At 70.6% G+C, this 18,644-nt stretch carries 18 protein-coding genes; 10 read left to right on the top strand and 8 right to left on the bottom strand.

The features are described 5' to 3' along the window. Positions 1-32: 32 nt before the first annotated feature. The 9 genes from HCU73_RS12395 to HCU73_RS12355 all read left to right on the top strand — a co-directional run bounded on the left by HCU73_RS12395 (position 33) and on the right by HCU73_RS12355 (position 9,211). A complete protein-coding gene (locus HCU73_RS12395; RefSeq protein ID WP_168623779.1) occupies positions 33-1,346 on the top strand; it encodes a replication-associated recombination protein A in 1,314 nt (437 codons plus the stop codon). Positions 1,347-1,481: 135 nt separating this feature from the next. Then, the gene (crcB, locus tag HCU73_RS12390; RefSeq protein ID WP_168623778.1) at positions 1,482-1,856 is read left to right on the top strand and encodes a fluoride efflux transporter CrcB; all 375 of its coding nucleotides are present in this window, start codon (positions 1,482-1,484) and stop codon (positions 1,854-1,856) included. After that, positions 1,853-2,896: an RluA family pseudouridine synthase gene (locus HCU73_RS12385; RefSeq protein WP_168623777.1), complete on the top strand. Its 1,044-nt coding sequence runs from the start codon at positions 1,853-1,855 to the stop codon at positions 2,894-2,896. The genes crcB and HCU73_RS12385 overlap by 4 nt, the downstream gene beginning before the upstream one ends. After that, on the top strand, positions 2,893-3,573 hold the full coding sequence (locus HCU73_RS12380) for an HAD-IA family hydrolase (RefSeq protein ID WP_168623776.1): 681 nt from the start codon (positions 2,893-2,895) through the stop codon (positions 3,571-3,573). Before HCU73_RS12385 ends, HCU73_RS12380 begins: the two co-directional genes overlap by 4 nt. After that, the gene (locus HCU73_RS12375; RefSeq protein ID WP_168623775.1) at positions 3,570-4,286 is read left to right on the top strand and encodes an ATP12 family chaperone protein; all 717 of its coding nucleotides are present in this window, start codon (positions 3,570-3,572) and stop codon (positions 4,284-4,286) included. Before HCU73_RS12380 ends, HCU73_RS12375 begins: the two co-directional genes overlap by 4 nt. Positions 4,287-4,522: 236 nt before the next feature. Next, entirely contained in the window at positions 4,523-5,545 is a 1,023-nt protein-coding gene (locus HCU73_RS12370; protein WP_168623774.1) for an amino acid ABC transporter substrate-binding protein, read from the top strand. A 140-nt stretch (positions 5,546-5,685) separates the two neighbouring features. Then, positions 5,686-6,900, top strand: coding sequence for an amino acid ABC transporter permease (locus HCU73_RS12365; protein WP_168623773.1), 1,215 nt, complete (start codon positions 5,686-5,688; stop codon positions 6,898-6,900). A 1-nt stretch (position 6,901) separates the two neighbouring features. After that, entirely contained in the window at positions 6,902-8,398 is a 1,497-nt protein-coding gene (locus HCU73_RS12360) for an amino acid ABC transporter permease (protein ID WP_168623772.1), read from the top strand. A gap of 12 nt (positions 8,399-8,410) precedes the next feature. After that, positions 8,411-9,211, top strand: coding sequence for an amino acid ABC transporter ATP-binding protein (locus tag HCU73_RS12355; protein ID WP_168623771.1), 801 nt, complete (start codon positions 8,411-8,413; stop codon positions 9,209-9,211). 106 nt (positions 9,212-9,317) lie between these two features. Here HCU73_RS12355 and HCU73_RS12350 read toward each other — a convergent pair whose 3' ends face one another. The 8 genes from HCU73_RS12350 to ttcA all read right to left on the bottom strand — a co-directional run bounded on the left by HCU73_RS12350 (position 9,318) and on the right by ttcA (position 17,558). Next, complete coding sequence (locus HCU73_RS12350; protein ID WP_168623770.1) at positions 9,318-9,818, bottom strand: SixA phosphatase family protein; 501 nt, start codon at positions 9,816-9,818, stop codon at positions 9,318-9,320. Continuing rightward, positions 9,815-10,468: a ferredoxin gene (locus HCU73_RS12345; RefSeq protein WP_168623769.1), complete on the bottom strand. Its 654-nt coding sequence runs from the start codon at positions 10,466-10,468 to the stop codon at positions 9,815-9,817. Before HCU73_RS12345 ends, HCU73_RS12350 begins: the two co-directional genes overlap by 4 nt. 84 nt (positions 10,469-10,552) lie before the next feature. After that, the gene (argB, locus tag HCU73_RS12340) at positions 10,553-11,413 is read right to left on the bottom strand and encodes an acetylglutamate kinase (RefSeq protein WP_168623768.1); all 861 of its coding nucleotides are present in this window, start codon (positions 11,411-11,413) and stop codon (positions 10,553-10,555) included. A gap of 91 nt (positions 11,414-11,504) precedes the next feature. Next, on the bottom strand, positions 11,505-12,161 hold the full coding sequence (gene yihA, locus HCU73_RS12335; protein WP_168623767.1) for a ribosome biogenesis GTP-binding protein YihA/YsxC: 657 nt from the start codon (positions 12,159-12,161) through the stop codon (positions 11,505-11,507). Beyond that, positions 12,158-12,901, bottom strand: coding sequence for an MOSC domain-containing protein (locus HCU73_RS12330; RefSeq protein WP_168623766.1), 744 nt, complete (start codon positions 12,899-12,901; stop codon positions 12,158-12,160). Before HCU73_RS12330 ends, yihA begins: the two co-directional genes overlap by 4 nt. Next, complete coding sequence (gene yidC / locus HCU73_RS12325) at positions 12,898-14,721, bottom strand: membrane protein insertase YidC (protein ID WP_168623765.1); 1,824 nt, start codon at positions 14,719-14,721, stop codon at positions 12,898-12,900. The genes HCU73_RS12330 and yidC overlap by 4 nt, the downstream gene beginning before the upstream one ends. Positions 14,722-15,039: 318 nt before the next feature. Beyond that, a complete protein-coding gene (locus HCU73_RS12320; RefSeq protein ID WP_168623764.1) occupies positions 15,040-16,596 on the bottom strand; it encodes a putative bifunctional diguanylate cyclase/phosphodiesterase in 1,557 nt (518 codons plus the stop codon). 71 nt (positions 16,597-16,667) lie between these two features. After that, positions 16,668-17,558, bottom strand: a complete 891-nt coding sequence (ttcA, locus tag HCU73_RS12315) for a tRNA 2-thiocytidine(32) synthetase TtcA (protein WP_168623763.1) — start codon at positions 17,556-17,558, stop codon at positions 16,668-16,670. A 134-nt stretch (positions 17,559-17,692) separates the two neighbouring features. Between ttcA and HCU73_RS12310 the strand changes: the two genes are divergently transcribed. Then, positions 17,693-18,610 (top strand): alpha/beta hydrolase, encoded by a 918-nt coding sequence (locus HCU73_RS12310; RefSeq protein WP_168623762.1) that lies wholly within the window; start codon positions 17,693-17,695, stop codon positions 18,608-18,610. Positions 18,611-18,644 lie beyond the last annotated feature (34 nt).

Below are 18,644 nucleotides of genomic sequence, written 5' to 3'. Positions count from 1 at the left end.
TGGCGGGGCCGGGCGCATAGCTTGGCCCTGCCATGCCCGACCTGTTCGACAGCGCCCCCGGGGCCGAGCCCCCCGCCCGCGGCCCGCGCCCGCTGGCCGACCGGCTGCGCCCCGCGCGGCTGGCCGATGTCATCGGGCAGGACCACCTGCTCGGCCCCGAGGGCGCGCTGCGGGTGATGCTCGACAGCGGGGCGCTGCCGTCGCTGATCCTCTGGGGCCCGCCCGGGGTGGGCAAGACCACCATCGCCCGGCTTCTGGCGCAGGAGACGCAGCTGCATTTCGTGCAGATCAGCGCGATCTTCACCGGCGTGCCCGAGCTGAGAAAGGTGTTCGAGGCTGCCAAGCTGCGGCACGGAAACGGGCAGGGCACGCTCCTGTTCGTCGACGAGATCCACCGCTTCAACAAGGCGCAGCAGGACGGCTTCCTTCCGCACATGGAGGACGGCACCATCCTGCTGGTCGGCGCGACCACCGAGAACCCCAGTTTCGAGCTGAACGCCGCCCTCATGTCGCGCGCGCAGGTGCTGGTCCTGAACCGGCTCGACGCCGACGCGCTGGAGCGCATGATCGCCCATGCCGAGCTGGAGCTGCACCACCCCCTGCCGCTCCGCCCCGAGGCGCGGGCCGCGCTGGTCGAGATGGCCGACGGCGACGGCCGCGCGCTCCTGAACCTGGTGGAACAGGTCGCCGCCTGGAAGACCGACGGCCAGCTCTCCCGCGACCAGCTGGCGCAGCGCCTGCAACGCCGCGCGGCGCAGTACGACAAGTCGGGCGACGCGCACTACAACCTGATCTCGGCGCTGCACAAATCCGTCCGCGGCTCCGACCCCGACGCGGCGATCTACTGGTTCGCCCGGATGCTCGAGGGCGGCGAGGACCCGCGCTACCTCGCCCGCCGCATCACCCGCATGGCGGTGGAGGACATCGGGCTGGCCGACCCCGCGGCGCAGCGCCACTGCCTCGACGCCTGGGCCACCTACGAGCGGCTGGGCTCGCCCGAGGGGGAACTGGCGCTGGCGCAAGCGGTGATCTACCTCGCCCTCGCGCCGAAATCGAACGCGGCCTACGTCGCCTACAAGGCCGCCCGCGCCTCGGCCCGGTCCACCGGGTCCGCGCCGCCGCCCAAGCACATCCTGAACGCGCCGACCAAGATGATGAAGGCGCAGGGCTACGGCGCCGGCTATGCCTATGACCACGACGCCGAGGACGGATTCTCGGGGCAGGACTATTTCCCCGAGACCATGTCGAGGGCGAAATTCTACGAGCCCGTCGAACGCGGTTACGAGCGCGAGCTGAAGAAGCGGCTCGACTGGTTCGAGGGCTTGCGCGCGAAACGGAAGGGGTAGCGCGTTTTCCGCACGGAAAACGCACGGGAAAACTGCAGTTTTCCCGTGCGAAAAACTGCAGTTTTTCGGCGCCTTGCGGTCCCGGGCAAGAGCTGCCCATTGACTCGCTGCACGCCCCGACCCAAACCGGCAAATATGGTCCCTGTCATACAAGTCGCCCTCGGCGGCGCGCTCGGCGCCGTGCTCCGATACCTCACCGGCATCGGCCTCGTCCGCCTGTTCGGTCACACGCCGTTCCCGCTGGGCGTGCTGGCGGTCAACGTGCTCGGCTCGCTGGCCATGGGCCTCTTCATCGCGCTGGCGGCGCATCGCGGCCTGACGCACCTGTCGCCGCTGATGGCGACCGGCATCCTCGGCGGCTTCACCACCTTCTCGGCCTTCTCGCTCGAGGCGGTGACGCTCTACGAACGCGGCGCGCTCGGGCTGGCGGCGCTCTACGTGCTGGCCAACGTCACGCTGTCCATCGCGGCGCTCGTCGTCGGCCTCGCCCTCGGAAGGAGCTTCGCATGAGCGGCGTCCAGACCCTCACGGTGGCCGCGGGCGAGGGCGGGCAGCGGCTCGACCGCTGGTTCCGCCGGCAGTTCCCCCACATCCCGCAGGGCCGCATCGAGAAGATGTGCCGCAAGGGCGAGATCCGCGTCGACGGCGGCCGGGTCAAGCCCGCCACCCGCATCGAGGACGGCCAGCAGGTCCGCGTCCCGCCCCTGCCCGAGACCGAGGCGCCCGAGGCCCCGCCGAAACCGCGCATCTCCGACGCCGACGCGCAGATGATCCGCGCGGCCGTGCTCTACCGCGACGCCCACATCCTCGCCATCAACAAGCCGCCGGGCCTGCCCACCCAGGGCGGCTCGGGCGTCACCCGCCATGTCGACGGGCTGGCCGAGGCGCTGACCTTCGACGCCGACGAGAAACCCCGCCTCGTCCACCGGCTCGACAAGGACACCTCGGGCGTCCTCCTGTTGGCGCGCTCGCGCAAGGCCGCCGAGGCGCTGACCCGCGCCTTCCGCGCCCGCGACACCCGCAAGATCTACTGGGCCGCCGTTGCCGGCGTGCCCAGCCCGCGCATGGGCGTGATCCGCTTCGGCCTCGTCAAGGCGCCGGGCCACGGCAAGGGCGGCGAGGGCGAGAAGATGGTCACCGTCCACCCCGACGCCGTGGCCGCGACCGAGGGCGCCAAGCCCGCCGTCACCGACTACGCCGTGCTGTCGGCGCTGGGCGGCCGCACCGCCTGGGTGGCGCTGCAGCCGGTCACGGGCCGCACCCACCAGCTGCGCGCGCACATGGCCGCCATCGGCCACCCGGTCGTCGGCGACGGCAAGTACGGCGGCTCGGGGCAGGAGAACCTGGGCGACGGCTGGGGCGCGCAGCTCGGCGGCGAGATCAGCCGCAAGCTGCACCTGCACGCCCGCTCCATCAGCCTGACCCACCCCGTCACCGGCGCGCGCCTGACCGTCACCGCCCCGCTGCCGCAGCACATGCAGCGGACCTGGGACGCGCTGGAATGGCGCGCCGCCGACGTGCCCGCCGACCCCTTCGAGGAGGAGCCATGACCGACCTGCGGCTCGTGATCCTGGACGTCGACGGAACGCTGATCGACAGCCAGGACCATATCGTGTCGTCGATGGAGGTGGCCTTCGCCGCCAACGCCCTGACCCCGCCCCCGCGCGACCGCATCCGGTCGGTCGTGGGCCTGTCGCTGCCGGTGGCGATGGGGGTGCTCGCCACCGACCACCCCGACCGCGCCGACGCGCTGGTCGAGGCCTACAAGCACGCCTTCTCCACGCTGCGCGACCGCTTCGACGGCATGGTGCTGTCGCCGCTGTTCCCCGGCGTCCGCGCGACGCTCGACGCGCTGGTGGCCGACGACTGCACGCTGCTGGCGGTCGCCACCGGCAAGTCGCGGCGCGGGATGGACCATATCCTCGACCTGCACGGGCTGCGCGGCGTCCTGGCCTCGGTGCAGGTCGCCGACGACCACGCCTCGAAACCGCACCCCTCGATGATCGAGGCCTGCCTGCGCGAGACCGGCATCGACCGGGCCCGCGCGGTGATGCTGGGCGACACCAGCTTCGACATGGAGATGGCCCGCAACGCCGGCGTCGCGGCGCTGGGCGTGTCGTGGGGCTACCACCCTATCGACCGGCTGCGCGCCGCCGGCGCGATCGACGTGCTCGACCGCTTCTCCGACTTGCCCGCGGCGCTCGATCGGATATGTCCCGCGTCATGACGGGCGGATGGAAGGCACGGCGCTTCTGGCGCGAGGTCTCGGTGGGCGAGGCCGAGGGCGGGTTCTCCGTCCACCTCGACGCGCGCCGGGTGATGACGCCGGGCAAGCTGCCCCTCACCCTGCCGACCCGCGTGATGGCCGAGGCCATCGCCGCCGAATGGGCCGCGCAGGACGACGAGATCCGGCCGCTGACCATGCCCGTGACCCGCGCCGCCAACTCGGCGCTGGAGCGCGTGGTCCCGCAGCAGCCCGAGGTGGCCGCGATGCTGGCCGCCTATGCCGAGACGGACCTGACCTGCCACCGCGCCGACACGCCCGAGGCGCTGCAGGCCCGCCAGGCCGCCGCCTGGGACCCGCTGCTCGACTGGGCCGCCGAGACCCACGGCGCGCGGCTGCTTCCGACCGTGGGCATCCTGCCCGTGGCGCAGCCGCAGGCGTCGCTCGACGCGCTGGCGGCGCATGTGGCGGCGCTCGACGCCTTCCGCCTGACCGCTCTGCACGACCTCGTGACCCTGTCGGGCTCGCTCGTCATCGGGCTGGCGACGGCCGCGGGCCGCCTCGACGCCGAAACCGGGTGGTCGCTGTCGCGAATCGATGAGGACTGGCAGATCGAACAATGGGGCCCCGACGAGGAGGCCGAAGCCGCCGCCGCCCACAAGCGCGCCGCTTTCCACGCGGCCCGGCGGTTCTGGGACATGGCAGGCTGTGAATGACGCCGTCTTGGCCAGTTGTCGGCGGACATTGCAAAAAAACAGGGCAGGATGTGGAGTGATCGCTGATTGCTTGTGCTTGACGCAGGGAAAACCGCATCTGTTGCACTTGACCTCCTGCGTGGCTTTTGCCCATTTTGGCGGCGGTGAGGGGGCATGAGCCTCCCACGGACTTATGCCAAGGCCCAAAGGGCACAACAATCACAGCCCAACGGGCGGTCCATCAGGAAGAGGTAAACATGAAGAAATCCGTATTTCTCGGCACGCTCGCCGTCGCCGGTCTCGCGGCCGGCCTCGCGTCGGCGCAGTCGACGCTCGAGCAGGTCCAGGCCCGGGGGTCGCTGCTGTGCGGTTCCAACGAGGGTCTGGCGGGCTTCGCCGCCCCCGACGCCAACGGCGTCTGGCAGGGCTTCGACGTCTCGCTGTGCCGGGCCATCGCCACTGCGGTCCTCGGTGACCCGCAGGCCGTCGAGTTCGTCCCGCTGACCAGCCAGACCCGCTTCACCGCGCTGGCCGCCGGCGAAGTGGACGTGCTGGTCCGCAACTCCACCTGGACCTACTCGCGCGACACCGACCTGAACCTCGACTTCGTGGGCGTCAACTACTACGACGGCCAGGGCTTCATGGTTCGCTCGGACCTCGGCGTGTCCTCGGCCACCGAGCTTGATGGCGCCACCGTCTGCATCCAGACCGGCACCACCACCGAACTCAACCTCGCGGACTTCTTCCGCGTGAACAACATCACCTACGAGCCGGTCCCGGTCGCCACCAACGCCGAAGGCCAGCAGCAGTACCTCGCCGGTGCCTGCGACGTGTACACCACCGACGTGTCGGGCCTCGCCGCGACCCGCGCCACCTTCGAGAACGCCTCCGAGCACGTGATCCTTCCGGAAATCGTGTCCAAGGAGCCGCTCGGCCCGGTCGTCCGCCATGGCGACAACGACTGGGGTGACATCGTCCGCTGGACGCTGAACGCGCTGGTCGCCGCCGAAGAGTACGGCGTGACCTCGGCCAACGTCCGCGAACTGGCCGCCGCGCCGACCGCGAACCCCGAGATCAACCGTCTCCTCGGGACCGAGGGCGAACTGGGCGCCATGATGGGCCTGGCCAATGACTGGGCCGTCAACGTGATCGCCGCCGTCGGCAACTACGGCGAGGTGTTCGAGCAGAACATCGGCGAAAACACCCCCGTCGGCCTGGCGCGCGGCCTGAACGCGCAGTGGACCGATGGCGGCCTGCTGTACTCGCCGCCGTTCCGCTGATCTCGTGATGAGCGGGGCCCGGGCACTGCCCGGGCCCCGTCTCCTCTGACCGTCCTTCCGACCAAACGACACGCAGCCGTTCCGCCGGGCGTCCCGACGCCGACCGGCCGGACCTGTGTCCCCTACGTAGCGGAGTGCGCATGGCAGACGTGACCGAACCCCCGCGCGAATCCTTTCGCCTCAGCCAGCTGCTGTACGACTCGCGGTACCGTTCCCTGACGATCCAGGTCGTCGCCGCCATGCTGATCATGGCGCTGCTGGTCGAGCTGGTCGACAACACGGTGACCAACCTGGCCGCGCTGGGCAAGGACATCGGGTTCGGCTTCCTCTGGACCACCGCCGGCTACGACATCAACCAGCAGCTGATCCCTTTCTCCTCGCAGGACACGCACGCCCGCGCCGCGGTGGTGGGGATCCTGAACACGCTGCTCGTCGCCTTCCTCGGCTGCATCCTCGCCACCGTCATCGGCGTCCTCGCCGGCGTGCTGCGGCTGTCCAAGAACTGGCTGATCGCCCGCATCATGACGGTCTACGTCGAGGCGATGCGGAACACGCCGCTCCTGATCTGGATCCTCATCGTCTTCGCGGTGATGACCGAGGCCACCCCCCAGCCCCGCGAATTCCGCGAGGGCGGCAGCGCCTCGATGATCCTGTGGGACAGCGTCGCCATCTCCAACCGCGGCGTCTACATCCCGCGCCCGGTCTGGGCCGAGGGCTCGGGCCTCGTGGTGGCGGTGTTCCTGCTGTCCATCGTCGGCATCTTCGCCCTGCGCTGGTACGCCCGCCGGCGCCAGGAAGCGACCGGCCAGCAGCTGCCCGTCCTGTGGATCTCGCTGGGCCTGTTCTTCGTGCCCGCGCTCCTCGCCTATTTCGTGATGGGCCGGCCGGTGTCGCTGGAATACCCCGAGCTCGGCGGCTTCAACTTCACCGGCGGGGTGCAGATCCGCAACTCCTTCATCGCGCTGTGGCTGGCGCTGTCGCTCTACACCTCGGCCTTCATCGCCGAGATCGTGCGCGCCGGCATCCTCGCGGTGTCCAAGGGCCAGACCGAGGCGTCCTTCGCGCTCGGCCTGCAGCCCAACCGCACGATGCAGCTGATCATCCTGCCGCAGGCGCTGCGGGTGATCATCCCGCCGCTGATCTCGCAGTACCTGAACCTGACCAAGAACTCGTCGCTGGCCATCGCCGTGGGCTACATGGACGTGCGCTCGACGCTGGGCGGGATCACCATCAACCAGACCGGACGCGAGCTGGAGGGGATGCTGCTGCTCGGCATCTTCTACCTGATCACCAGCCTGATCATCTCGGCGCTGATGAACCTCTACAACTCCAGCGTCAAATTGAAGGAGCGGTGAGATGAGCGATACCCACGCCCACAGCGTCGCCTTCGCCCGCGACACCATGCTCCCGCCCGCGCCCCCGCCGCCGGGGGAAACCGGGGCGATCCGCTGGATCCGCGAGAACCTGTTCTCGTCCTGGTCCAACGGCCTGCTGACGATCGTCTCGATCTACCTGATCTGGTCGATCCTCTCGGCCATCCTGCCCTGGACCCTGCAGGGGATCTGGGACGCGGGCTCGCTCGGGGAATGCCGCGCGATCCGCGACGAGCGCGGGCTCAGCACCGCCGCCTGCTGGGCGGTGATCAACGAGCGCTGGCTGCAGATCCTGTTCGGCTTCTACCCCACCGACAACCAGCTGCTGGCCTCGTGGTTCTATTCCGACGAGCTGGCCGCGGCCGGCGGGCTCGAGGCGGTGTTCGGCCCCGGCTCGAACTCCACCGCCCGGATCGAGTTCATCGCCGCGATGAAGGCCGACATCGGCAACCTCGTCGTGTTCTTCTTCGGCTACTGGCGCCCGCTCATGGCGCTGGCGCTGCTGGTCGTCGCGGTTGCGCCGATCCTCTACTCCAGCCTGCCGCGCAAGCTGCTGTGGTTCTCGCTCGCCTACCCCTTCGTCGCCGTGTTCCTGCTCTGGGGCGGCACCATCTGGGGGCCGGTCTCGGTGGCCGTGGGCCTCGTCGCCGCGATCCTTGTCGGGCGCGTGGTGGCGGCCGCGTCGGGCGCGCTCCTGGGGATGCTGGCCGGCATCGTCGCCGTCCTCGCCATCTTTCTGAACCCGCTCCCCTTCGCGGACATCGGCCTGTTCCCGCTCCTGCCCCACGTGACCGGCGTGCTGAACGCGGCCATGCCGATCGGGCTCGAGGCGATCCCGTCCGACGATTTCGGCGGCTTCATGCTAGCCATCATCATCGGCACCTCGGGCATCGTGCTGTCGCTGCCCTTGGGCATCGTGCTGGCGCTGGGCCGGCAGTCGTCCATGCCGCTGATCAAGTGGATCTGCGTGACCTTCATCGAGGTCATCCGCGGCGTGCCCCTGATCGTGTGGCTGTTCACCGCCTCGCTCCTGCTGAATTACTTCCTGCCGCCGGGCACGAACTTCGACCTCCTGCTGCGCGTCATCATCATGGTCACGCTCTTCGCCTCGGCCTACCTGGCCGAGGTGGTGCGGGGCGGCCTCGCCGCGCTGCCCAAGGGCCAGTACGAGGCCGCCGACAGCCTCGGGCTCGACTACTGGAAGGCGATGCGCCTGATCGTGCTGCCGCAGGCGCTCAAGATCTCCATCCCGGGGATCGTGAACACCTTCATCGGGCTGTTCAAGGACACGACGCTGGTGGTCTTCATCGGCCTGCGCGACCCGCTGGGCCTGACCAACGCGATCCGCGCCACCGCGGAATGGAACGGCATCTACTGGGAGCTCTACATCTTCGTGGGCCTGCTGTTCTTCGTGTTCTGCTTCTTCATGTCCCGCTACTCCATGTATCTCGAGCGCAAGCTCCAGACCGACCGCCGCTGAGGAGGCCACCCCATGACCGAACTTCAGACCCCCATCGCGGAACGCGAGATCGACCGGTCGCAGATGAAGGTCTCGGACGAGATCGCCATCGAGATCAACAACATGAACAAGTGGTACGGGACCTTCCACGTGCTGCGCGACATCAATCTGACCGTGAACCGGGGCGAGCGCATCGTGATCTGCGGGCCCTCGGGCTCGGGCAAGTCGACCCTGATCCGCTGCATCAACGCGCTGGAGGAGCACCAGAAGGGCTCCATCGTGGTCGACGGCACGCTCCTGTCGAACGACCTCAAGAACATCGACAAGATCCGGTCCGAGGTCGGGATGGTGTTCCAGCACTTCAACCTGTTCCCGCACCTGACCATCCTCGAGAACTGCACCCTCGCGCCGATCTGGGTCCGCAAGATCCCCAAGCGCGAGGCCGAGGAAACCGCGATGTACTTCCTCGAGAAGGTGAAGATCCCCGAGCAGGCGCTGAAGTACCCCGGCCAGCTGTCCGGCGGCCAGCAGCAGCGCGTGGCCATCGCCCGGTCGCTGTGCATGCGGCCGCGGATCATGCTGTTCGACGAGCCGACTTCGGCGCTGGACCCCGAGATGATCAAGGAGGTGCTGGACACCATGATCCAGCTCGCCGAGGAGGGCATGACCATGCTCTGCGTGACCCACGAGATGGGCTTCGCGCGGTCCGTGGCGAACCGGGTGATCTTCATGGACCAGGGCCAGATCGTCGAGCAGAACGAGCCCGAGCCGTTCTTCACCGACCCGCAGAACGAGCGGACCAAGCTGTTCCTCAGCCAGATCCTCGGGCACTGACCGCCCCGCCGCGGCAGGGTCTTGCAAGACCCTGCCATGGCCTTGCAAGGCCATGCGCCAGACCCTTGCAAGGGTCTGGCCACACTCTTGCAAGAGTGTGGCGTCGCTACAGGTCGCGCGGCACCACGAAATCCACCACGCGCCCCGACCACCAGTCGACGTCGCCCCAGGTCTCGCCGGGGAATTCCGCCACCAGCGTGGCGCAGGTCGGGTAGTCCAGGAAGCGCGGGTGCTCGGCCGGGTCCTCGACGATGCGGTGCGCGAATTCCCCGATCCCCGGGTTGTGCCCGATCACCATCACCGTCCGCCCCTCGGCGCGGCGCAGCTGGCCCAGGATCTCGCCCGCCTCGGCGTGGTAGAGCGCCGGCACCACCGTCATCGGCACCGGCCGCCCCAGCTCGGGCGACAGCCGCTCCCAGGTTTCCTGCGTGCGCCGGGCCGAGGACACCAGCGCCCGGTCGGGCAGGTAGCCCTTGCTCCGCAGCCAGCCCCCGATCCTCGGCGCGTCGGCCTGGCCGCGGGCGTTCAGCGGGCGGTCATGGTCGTCGAGGGCGGGGTCATCCCAGCCCGATTTCGCGTGCCGCGTCAGGATCAGGGTCAGCGTCATGGGTGAAAGCTCCGCATGTGAAACGCCGACTGCTCGGTCCGGCGGCCGTATCCCGCGCTGACCGGGCAGGCCCGCCGCGCGCGGCAGCCCCGGTCGAGGCACTCCCGCCCCGCCCCGGTGTCGAGGAAGGCGTGGCAGGCCCCGACGTCATAGCCTGCCGGGGTCAGCGCGCCAACCGGGCAGGCGGTGACGCAGGGCCGGGCACAGCCGTCGCAGGGCGGGGCCGGGGGCGGCGCGGGCAGGTCGAGGCGCCCGCGCAGCGCCAGCGCCCCCCGGTAGGACACCATCAGCCCCGCCCGGTCGTGCACCAAGAGGCCCACCGGGCTGACCCAGGCCCGCCCGCTCCGCGTCGCCCAGGCGAGGAAGGGCCGCCAGGGCGGCCCGCCGAAGGGGAACAGCGCCTTGGCGCCGAGGTCGCAGGCCAGCCGCCCGATCACCCGGCGCGACCAGCGGTCCAGCGGGTCGGGGCGGCCGTCGGCGAACTCGGGCTCGGCGGTGACATGGGCCCAGAAGCCGGGCTCGTCCGGCCCGAGCAGCAGCAGCGTGGCGCAGCCCTCGGGCGCGCCGTCATCCGGGCCGGGGTGGACCCCGCCGAACACCGCGAGGCTGTGGGGGGCGAGGCGGGCCTCGATCTCGTCCAGCCCGGCCATCTCCGCCCTTTCCTCGCCTGTCCCGCCGCGGCGGCGTCGCCGTGCACGGGGTGTGTACGCCCTGTGTACGCCCGGTGCGCCCGGTCAGGCGCGGATCATCGACCCCGCGCCATGCTCGGTGAACAGCTCCAGCAGCACCGCGTGGGCCACGCGCCCGTCGACGATGGTGCAGGCCCGCACCCCGCCGCGCACCGCCTGCAGCGCGGTCTCGGTCTTGGGAATCATCCCGCCCGAGATCACGCCCGCGCGGGTCATCTCCTCGACCTCGGCGGCCTTCAGCTCGGTCACCAGCTCGCCGGCGGCGTTCTTCACGCCCGCGACATTCGTGAGCAACAACAGGCGGTCCGCCTTCAGCGCCGCGGCGATGGCGCCGGCGGCCGTGTCGCCGTTCACGTTGAAGGTCTCGCCCTTGCGGCCCACGCCGACCGGCGCGATCACCGGGATCATGTCGTCCTCGAACAGGTTGTGGACCACGGCCGGGTTCACCTCGACCGGCTCGCCCACGAAGCCGAACTTGGCATCCGCCGGCTCGCAGACCATGAGCGAGGCGTCCTTGCCCGACAGCCCCACCGCCTTGCCGCCCTGCGCGTTGATCGCCTGCACGATCCGCTTGTTCACCAGCCCCGACAGCACCATCTCGACCACCTCGACGGTCGCCGCGTCGGTGACGCGCTTGCCGTCGATGAACTCGGACTGGATGCCGAGCTTGTCGAGGAGGTCGTTGATCATCGGCCCGCCGCCATGCACCACGACCGGGTTCACGCCGACCTGGCGCAGCAGCACGATGTCGCGCGCGAAGCTGGCCATCGCGTCGTCGTCGCCCATGGCGTTGCCGCCGAACTTCACCACCACGATGGCGTCGTTGAAGCGTTGCAGGTAGGGCAGCGCCTCGCTCAGGGTGCGGGCGGCGGCCATGTAGTCGCGGGTCATGTCACGTTTCTTCATCTCGGGCCTCGTCGATGGGGCTTGAATAGGCGACCGGGGCGCCCGTGTGAAGCGGCGGGTTCGCGTATTTGGGGAAAGATGAAGGGGCCGGTCAGGCGATGGCCGCGATGGCGGCGCGCAGGGTCTCGATCCCCAGCCCGTCCTCCGAGGAGGTCAGGATCAGCTCGGGGTAGGCCGCGGGGTGCTTGGCTAGGGCCGCCCGGGTCCGGGCCAGCGCCGCGTCGCGGTCCTTCGGCTTGACCTTGTCGGCCTTGGTCAGGACCACCTGGAAAGGCACGGCGGCTTTGTCGAGGAGGCCCATGATGTCCTCGTCCACCGCCTTGGCGCCGTGGCGCGCGTCGATCAACACGAAGGCGCGGCGCAGTGTGGCGCGGCCGGCGAGGTAGGCGCGCAGCAGCGCCTGCCACTGTTTCACCACCGTGATGGGCGCCTCGGCATAGCCGTAGCCGGGCAGGTCGACGAGGTAGTGGCTGTCCGTCAGGGTGAAGTAGTTGATCTCCTGCGTCCGGCCCGGCGTGTTCGACGCGCGCGCCAGCGCCTTGCGCCCCGTCAGCGCGTTGATCAGCGTCGACTTGCCCACGTTGGAGCGGCCGGCAAAGCAGACCTCGGGGCGGTCGTCGGGGGGCAGCCCGTCCATCGCGACGACGCCCTTCAGGAACTCCGCGCCCTGGGCGAAGAGGAGACGGCCGGCCTCGCGGGCGGCGGCGTCGGGCTCGGGGGCGAGCGGGAAGGGCAGGGGCGTCGTCATGCGAGGGTCACCGTGTCGCCGACGGCCACGCGGCCGCCCTTGCGCACCATGGCGTAGGTGCCGAAATCGGTGTGGCCCCAGCCGTCCTCGAGCGCGGCCAGCGTCGCGGCGTCGCGGCGGCCGGTGTCGGGGTTGGCCTCGGTCGCGCGGCAGCGGGTGATCGGCTCGACCACGTCGAGTTCGGCTTCGCCGATGCACAGGCGCTTGCCGACGAGGTCGAATTCCTCCCAGGGCGCGAGGCCCTCGAGCCACAGGTTGCCGCGGAATCGGCGCGGGTCGAGCGCCATCCCGAGCTTCTGCCCCAGCGCGCGGAGCGACGCCATGTTGAGCACGGCGACCGAGGCGAAGGGCGCATCCGATAGCCCCATGTCGGGCGCCTTGACCAGCGCCGCCGGCGGTCGGCGGTCGGCGGGGTAGATCGGTTTCAGCCAGGGCAGCAGGGCCAGCTCGGCCGCGTCCTCGCCCGGCACGATGGACAGGGGCGGGCGGTCGGGGTGCGACAGGTGCACCGTGTCGCCCTCGACCCGCGCGGTGATCGCCATCAGCGACGGCCCCTTGGCCCCGCGGACGAAGTTGCGGCAGGCGCGCCAGCCCTCGGCCGCCTCGCCGCCCTCTTCGAGCACGGCCCAGGCGCGGTCCCAGGGCAGGGGGCGGTCGGGGCGCAGGCCCACGTGATCCAGCCGCTCGGTCCCGATCCCCTTGATCGGGTGGCGCCAGATCTGGGCCAGCGTCCCGATCATTTGCCCTGCGGCTTCTTGCGCTTGAAGCTCGACCGGATGTTGCCGAACAGGTCGGGCGTGTAGCCGTGCCGCTTCATGATGATGTACTGCTGGATGAAGGTGATCGTGTTGTTCGCGATCCAGTACACCAGCAGGCCGGAGGCGAAGCTTCCGAGCATGAACATGAACACCCAGGGCAGCCAGGCGAAGATCGCGGCCTGGGTCGGGTCGGTCGGCTGCGGGTTCAGCTTCTGCTGCAGCCACATCGAGATGCCGAGCAGGATCGGCAGCACCCCGATGAAGATGAGCGCGAGCAGGCTGTTGGGTTCGGGCGCGGCCCAGGGCAGCAGGCCGAAAAGGTTGATGATCGACGACGGGTCGGGCGCCGACAGGTCGTTGAGCCAGCCGAAGAACGGCGCATGGCGCAGTTCCAGCGTGACGAAGATCACTTTGTAGAGCGAGAAGAAGATCGGGATCTGCAGCAGGATCGGCAGGCAGCCCGAGGCCGGGTTCACCTTTTCGCGCTTGTAGAGCTCCATCATCTCGACCTGCATCTTCTGCCGGTCGTCGCCCACGCGCTCCTTGATCTTCTCCATCTGCGGCTGCAGCTCGCGCATCCGGGCCATCGAGGCGTAGGACTTGTAGGCGAGCGGGAACAGCGCAGCCTTGATGATCACCGTCAGCGCGATGATGGCGAGGCCCATGTTGCCGATCAGGACGTTCAGGTTGTGCAGCAGCCAGAACATCGGCTTGGTGATGAAGTAGAACCAGCCCCAATCGATCGAGTCGAGGAAGCGGTCGATGCCGGCGAGGTCCTGATAGTTGCGGATCGTCTCCCATTCCTTCGCGCCGGCGAAGAGCTGGGTCGTCACCTCGGCGCTCTGGCCGGCCTCGACGGTCATCGCGGGCAGGCGGGCCTCGGTCTGGTAGATGTCGGCCGACGCCACGTATTTGGTGACGCTGGTGAAGGGCTGGTCGGCGCCGGGGATGAGGGTCGTCATCCAGTACTTGTCGGTGAAGCCGATCCAGCCGTCGGACTGCACCTCGACCACCTCGGCGGCGGCGCCTTCGCGCTGCACGAAGTCGAGGTCGGGGATGTCGTCGTAGGCGATCTCGTCGAGCTGGCCGTCGACCTTGCGGACCACGCCCTCGTGCAGGATGAAGAAGTTCTGCAGGTCGTCGGGCAGGCCGTGGCGGGCGACGATGCCGTAGGGGGCCAGCCGCGCGGCGGTGGCGCCGGTGTTCTCGACCGACTGGGTGACGGTGAACATGAAGTTCGCGTCGACGGCGATGGTGCGGCGGAAGATGAGGCCGGCGCCGTTGTCCCAGACCAGCGTGATCGGGGTCTCGGGGGTCAGGGTCTCGCCGCTTTCGAGCGCCCATTCGGTGTTCGCGCCCGGCACGTCCTCGAAGCCGAGGTCGCCGCCCGGGGCCCAGCCGTAGAGGGCGTAGTAGGGCTCGTCCGAGCCGACGGGCGAGAGCAGGCGGACGATCGGGCTGCCCTCCTCCAGCGTCTCGAAGTAGCCGCGCAGCGACAGGTCGTCGATGCGGCCGCCGATCAGCGAGATGGACCCTTCCAGCTCGGGCGTCTCGATGCGGACGCGCGGGGCCTCGGCGGCGGGGTCGGCGGCCTCGACCTCGGCCAGCGCCGCGGGATCCCCGGTGGCCGCGGGCGGCAGGAGCGCCATGCCGGTCTCGGCGCTGCCGGCCTGGGTCTCGACGATGGCCGCGGCGTTGGGGTCGGTCTGCGGCTCCGGCGGGGGGAAGAGGAGGAACCAGACAAGGATGACGAGGAAGCTCAGCGCCGTGGCGAGGATCAGGTTTCTGTTCTGATCGTCCATGTCTCGGTGACCCCGCGGTTGATGTCCCCGCGGGTTCAACAGATCGGGGGACGAAAGGTCAAGGGGCGTTTTGGGCGCGGGGGGCAGGGGTGGCGGGCCTGTCCCTGCTGGGGCGGGCCGCTTGCGCGGCGGTCCGGCGTGCGGGCTGCATGGGGTGCGCCGCCGCACCGGGCGTGGGGGGCGAGGGGTCGAGCGACATGGGGCCACCTGCGGGGACGCCTGCCGGGCGGTCCGCCTCGGGCCGCCGGGACGGGTCGGGCGGTGGGGCGGTCCGACCCGGGATCGTCGGGGTGTCTCCTGCCCCGGCCCGGGCGGCCGTCAGCCGGCGCGGCGGCCGATGACCGGGGGCTGGGCGATGCGTTCGTTGTGGGCGGTGGCCCAGGCGATGGTGTCGTCCAGCGGCATCGGCCGCGCGATATGGAAGCCCTGCATGTGGTCGCAGCCCATCTGCGCCAGCAGCGCCTGCACCTCGCGGGTCTCGACCCCTTCGGCCAGGGTTTCGACGCCGAGGTGGCGGGCCATCGACAGGATCGCGGCGACCATGGCCCGCTGCTCTGGGTCGCCGTCGAGGCCCAGCACGAAGGAGCGGTCGATCTTGATCCGGGTCACGCCGAAGCGGCGGATCGCCGAGAGCGAGGCCTGCCCGATCCCGAAATCGTCGAGGTCGAGGTTGACCCCCTGCGCCCGGAGCGCCGAGAGCGTGGCGATGACGGCATCGTCCTCGCCCCGGGCGGCGACGGTTTCGAGGATTTCGACGGTCAGGCGGCCGGGGCGGAGCTCGCAGCGGTCGAGCTCCCAGGCGACCTGGTCGGCCAGCATCGGGTTGCGCAGCTCGCCCGCCGAGAAATTGACCGAGACCGAGGGCACCCGAAGCCCCGCCCGGTCCCAGGCCTGCAGGGCCGCCAGCGCGTGGACGAGGATGCGGTGCCCGAGCGCGTCCATGCGGCCCGCGTCCTCGACCGCGGGCAGGAAATCGGCCGGGGCGAGCACGCCGCGCCGGGGGTGGTGCCATCGGGCCAGCGCCTCGAAGCCCGATATGACGCCGGTGTCGGTGCAGATCTGGGGCTGGAACCAGGGCCGGATCTCGTCGGCGGCCAGCGCATCCTCGACCTCGGCGGCGAGGTCCGCGCGGTCGCGGCGTTGTCCGAGGAGGCCGGGGGCATAGGCGCGCACGGCGTTCGGCCCGTTGCGCTGCGCCTCGGCCAGCGCGGCCTCGGCGGCGGCCAGCGTCGCCTCGGGCACGGGGCCCGCGTCGCGCAGGAGCGCGCTGTGCCCGGCGCAGACGGTGAGGCGCGCGGCGCTGCCGTCGATGGCGACGGGTTCGCCCAGCACTGCCCGGAGCCGCGCGGTGATCGCCTCGCGGGTGCCGAGGCGGGCGGCCGGGATCGGGTGCAGCACCACGCCGAAGCGCGAATCGCCGAGCCGCGCCACGACATCGTCCCGCCGGAGCGCGGTGGCCAGCCGTTCGGCGCAGCGCAGCGCCAGATCCTCGGCCGCCTCGGCGCCCCAGCGGTCGGTCAGCCCGTCCCAGCCGTCGATCTGCAGCAGGATGCAGGCAGTGTCATGGTCGGGCGTCGCGGCGACCCGGTCGAGCATGGCCAGGAGCGCGTCGCGCCCCGCGAGACCGCCGCGCGGCCCGGGCACGCCGCCGCGGCCGGCGCCCACCAGCGCCGCGCCGCCGGCGCCGAGGCCGAGGCCACGCAGCGCCAGCAGCGCGGGCAGGAGGAACACCGTGACCGTCGCCACGTCGCCAAGCCCGAGCCAGACCGCGGACAGGGTCATGAGGGGAAAGAGCGCCAGCACCTCCACGCGCGACAGGGCCTGCCCGGTGGCCCGGGCCATCCTGACGGCCAGCGTGGGTCCTGCCTGTGCCATGATCCTGCACCTCGTCTGTCCGCCGCCCTGACTAGGGGCGACATCTTGACGGGGGCTTAACGCGCGCAGGCTCAGTCGTTCGACTTGTCCGGGTCCGGCCGCCGCGCCAGCCCTGCGAAGTCGAACAGCGACGGGTCGAGCAGGTGCGAGGGCCGCGCCGTCATCAGCGCCGAGAAGATCTTGCCCTTGCGGCCCGGTGCCTTGGCTTCCCACTCGTCGAGCATCCGGCCGATCGCCTGCCGCTGGAGGCCGTCCTGCGACCCGCAGAGGTCGCAGGGGATGATCGGGTAGCCCATGGCGCGGGCGAAGGCGTCGCAATCGGCCTCGGCCACGTGGGCGAGGGGGCGATAGACGAAAAGGTCGCCCTCGTCGTTCAGGAGCTTGGGCGGCATCGTGGCCAGCTTGCCGCCGTGAAACAGGTTGAGGAAGAAGGTGGCGAGGATGTCGTCGCGGTGGTGGCCGAGCACGACCGCCGAACACCCCTCCTCCCGCGCGATGCGGTAGAGGTTGCCGCGCCGGAGCCGGGAACACAGCGCGCAGTAGGTCCGCCCCTGCGGAACCTTGTCGACCACGATGGAATAGGTGTCGGCGTATTCGATCCGGTGCGGCACGCCCATGCGGGTGAGGAACTCGGGCAGCACGGTCGCGGGGAACCCCGGCTGGCCCTGGTCGAGGTTGCAGGCCAGCAGGTCCACGGGCAGGAGGCCCCGCCACTGCAGCTCGGTCAGGGCGGCGAGCAGGGTGTAGCTGTCCTTGCCGCCGGACAGGCACACCAGCCATTTCTGCCGGGGCGCGGCCGGGTCGCGGTCGACCATGGCGTAGCGGTCGATCGCCTCGCGGGTCTCGCGGATGATGCGCTTGCGCAGCTTGCGGAACTCGGTGGTCTTGGGCGCGCCGAAGAACAGCGGGTGGATGTCGTCCGCGGCGTCGTCGGTGTCGGGGGCGTCGTCACGGTCGAGCATGGGCGTCTCCTGTCGCGCGGGGCCGGGCATAGGGCCGCCGCCGCCCCGCCGTCAAGCGCGGCGTCGGGAATCCCGCACTGGGGCGGCGGGCCGAACCGGGGCAGGATGGGCGCGGATCCAGAAGGGAGACACCCATGCCCCTGTTTGCCACGCGCCGTGCCTACAACGCCAGCACCCGCCGCTTCACCCACAACCGCGCCAGCCTCACGCGCTACGTCTCGGTGCCCGAGGGGGTGTCGCCCGACGGCGACCACGTCGTCGACGCCGCGACCTGGCTGTCGCTGGTCAAGGGGCAGGCGGGGGCCGGCGAGATCCTGATCTACGTCCACGGCTTCAACACCGAACAGGCCGAGATGCTGGAGCGGCGCCGCAGGATCGAGCTGGGCCTCGCCGCCGAGGGGTGGCAGGGGCTGGTCCTGTCCTGGGACTGGCCGAGCGACGGCACCGTCTGGGCCTACCTGTCGGACCGCACCGACGCCAAGCACACCGCGCCGCACCTGGTGGTGGATGCCATCGGACCGCTGCTGAACCTGCGGCCGCAGCTGCGGGTGCATCTGCTGTGCCATTCCATGGGCGCCTATCTGACGCTCCGCGGCTTTTCCGGCGTGGGCGACAGCGGCGCGCCGGGGAGCACGCCGTGGGGCGTGCACGAGGTCGCCTTCGTCTCGGCCGACGCGGACAAGCCCTGGATGGAGGCCGGCGCCTGGGGCGCGCTGGTGATGGAGCGGCGCTGCGCGCGGCTGACCAACTACTATTCCACCTTCGACCGGGTCCTGAGCCTGTCCGAGGGCCTGGTGCACGGGGCCGAGCGCGCGGGGCGCGACGGGCTGCCGGTGGCGGTGCCGGCGCCGTTCCACGACGTCTATTGCGGGGCGCAGTACGAGGCCAAGGTGCCGGCCTCGGGCAAGACGCTGCGCGGCTCGCACACCTGGTATTTCGACGATCCCGGGTTCTACCGCGACCTCGCGGCCACGCTGGCGGGCGCGGACCCCGCCACGATGCAGACCCGGCGGCCGGTCGTGGGGTCGTCGGACCTGGCGCTGCTGACCTGAGGGGTTGCCGGGGGCGGGGTGCGGGTTAGGTCGC

The organism is Roseicyclus persicicus, from assembly GCF_012395815.1.
Classification (GTDB): domain Bacteria; phylum Pseudomonadota; class Alphaproteobacteria; order Rhodobacterales; family Rhodobacteraceae; genus Roseicyclus; species Roseicyclus persicicus.
The sequence above is the reverse complement of the archived record's forward strand: the minus strand, read 5'-3'. Positions and strand labels throughout refer to the sequence as shown.

Excerpts from the sequence above, each read along its gene's own strand:
- HCU73_RS12385 (WP_168623777.1), top strand. The coding sequence starts at position 1,853 with ATGAGCGGCGTCCAGACCCTCACGGTGGCCGCGGGCGAGGGCGGGCAG.
- HCU73_RS12310 (WP_168623762.1), top strand. The coding sequence starts at position 17,693 with ATGCCCCTGTTTGCCACGCGCCGTGCCTACAACGCCAGCACCCGCCGC.
- HCU73_RS12350 (WP_168623770.1), bottom strand. The coding sequence starts at position 9,818 with ATGACGCTGACCCTGATCCTGACGCGGCACGCGAAATCGGGCTGGGAT.
- ttcA (WP_168623763.1), bottom strand. The coding sequence starts at position 17,558 with ATGCTCGACCGTGACGACGCCCCCGACACCGACGACGCCGCGGACGAC.
- HCU73_RS12375 (WP_168623775.1), top strand. The coding sequence starts at position 3,570 with ATGACGGGCGGATGGAAGGCACGGCGCTTCTGGCGCGAGGTCTCGGTG.
- HCU73_RS12330 (WP_168623766.1), bottom strand. The coding sequence starts at position 12,901 with ATGATCGGGACGCTGGCCCAGATCTGGCGCCACCCGATCAAGGGGATC.
- crcB (WP_168623778.1), top strand. The coding sequence starts at position 1,482 with ATGGTCCCTGTCATACAAGTCGCCCTCGGCGGCGCGCTCGGCGCCGTG.
- yidC (WP_168623765.1), bottom strand. The coding sequence starts at position 14,721 with ATGGACGATCAGAACAGAAACCTGATCCTCGCCACGGCGCTGAGCTTC.
- yihA (WP_168623767.1), bottom strand. The coding sequence starts at position 12,161 with ATGACGACGCCCCTGCCCTTCCCGCTCGCCCCCGAGCCCGACGCCGCC.
- HCU73_RS12380 (WP_168623776.1), top strand. The coding sequence starts at position 2,893 with ATGACCGACCTGCGGCTCGTGATCCTGGACGTCGACGGAACGCTGATC.
- HCU73_RS12365 (WP_168623773.1), top strand. The coding sequence starts at position 5,686 with ATGGCAGACGTGACCGAACCCCCGCGCGAATCCTTTCGCCTCAGCCAG.
- argB (WP_168623768.1), bottom strand. The coding sequence starts at position 11,413 with ATGAAGAAACGTGACATGACCCGCGACTACATGGCCGCCGCCCGCACC.
- HCU73_RS12395 (WP_168623779.1), top strand. The coding sequence starts at position 33 with ATGCCCGACCTGTTCGACAGCGCCCCCGGGGCCGAGCCCCCCGCCCGC.
- HCU73_RS12360 (WP_168623772.1), top strand. The coding sequence starts at position 6,902 with ATGAGCGATACCCACGCCCACAGCGTCGCCTTCGCCCGCGACACCATG.
- HCU73_RS12355 (WP_168623771.1), top strand. The coding sequence starts at position 8,411 with ATGACCGAACTTCAGACCCCCATCGCGGAACGCGAGATCGACCGGTCG.
- HCU73_RS12370 (WP_168623774.1), top strand. The coding sequence starts at position 4,523 with ATGAAGAAATCCGTATTTCTCGGCACGCTCGCCGTCGCCGGTCTCGCG.
- HCU73_RS12345 (WP_168623769.1), bottom strand. The coding sequence starts at position 10,468 with ATGGCCGGGCTGGACGAGATCGAGGCCCGCCTCGCCCCCCACAGCCTC.
- HCU73_RS12320 (WP_168623764.1), bottom strand. The coding sequence starts at position 16,596 with ATGGCACAGGCAGGACCCACGCTGGCCGTCAGGATGGCCCGGGCCACC.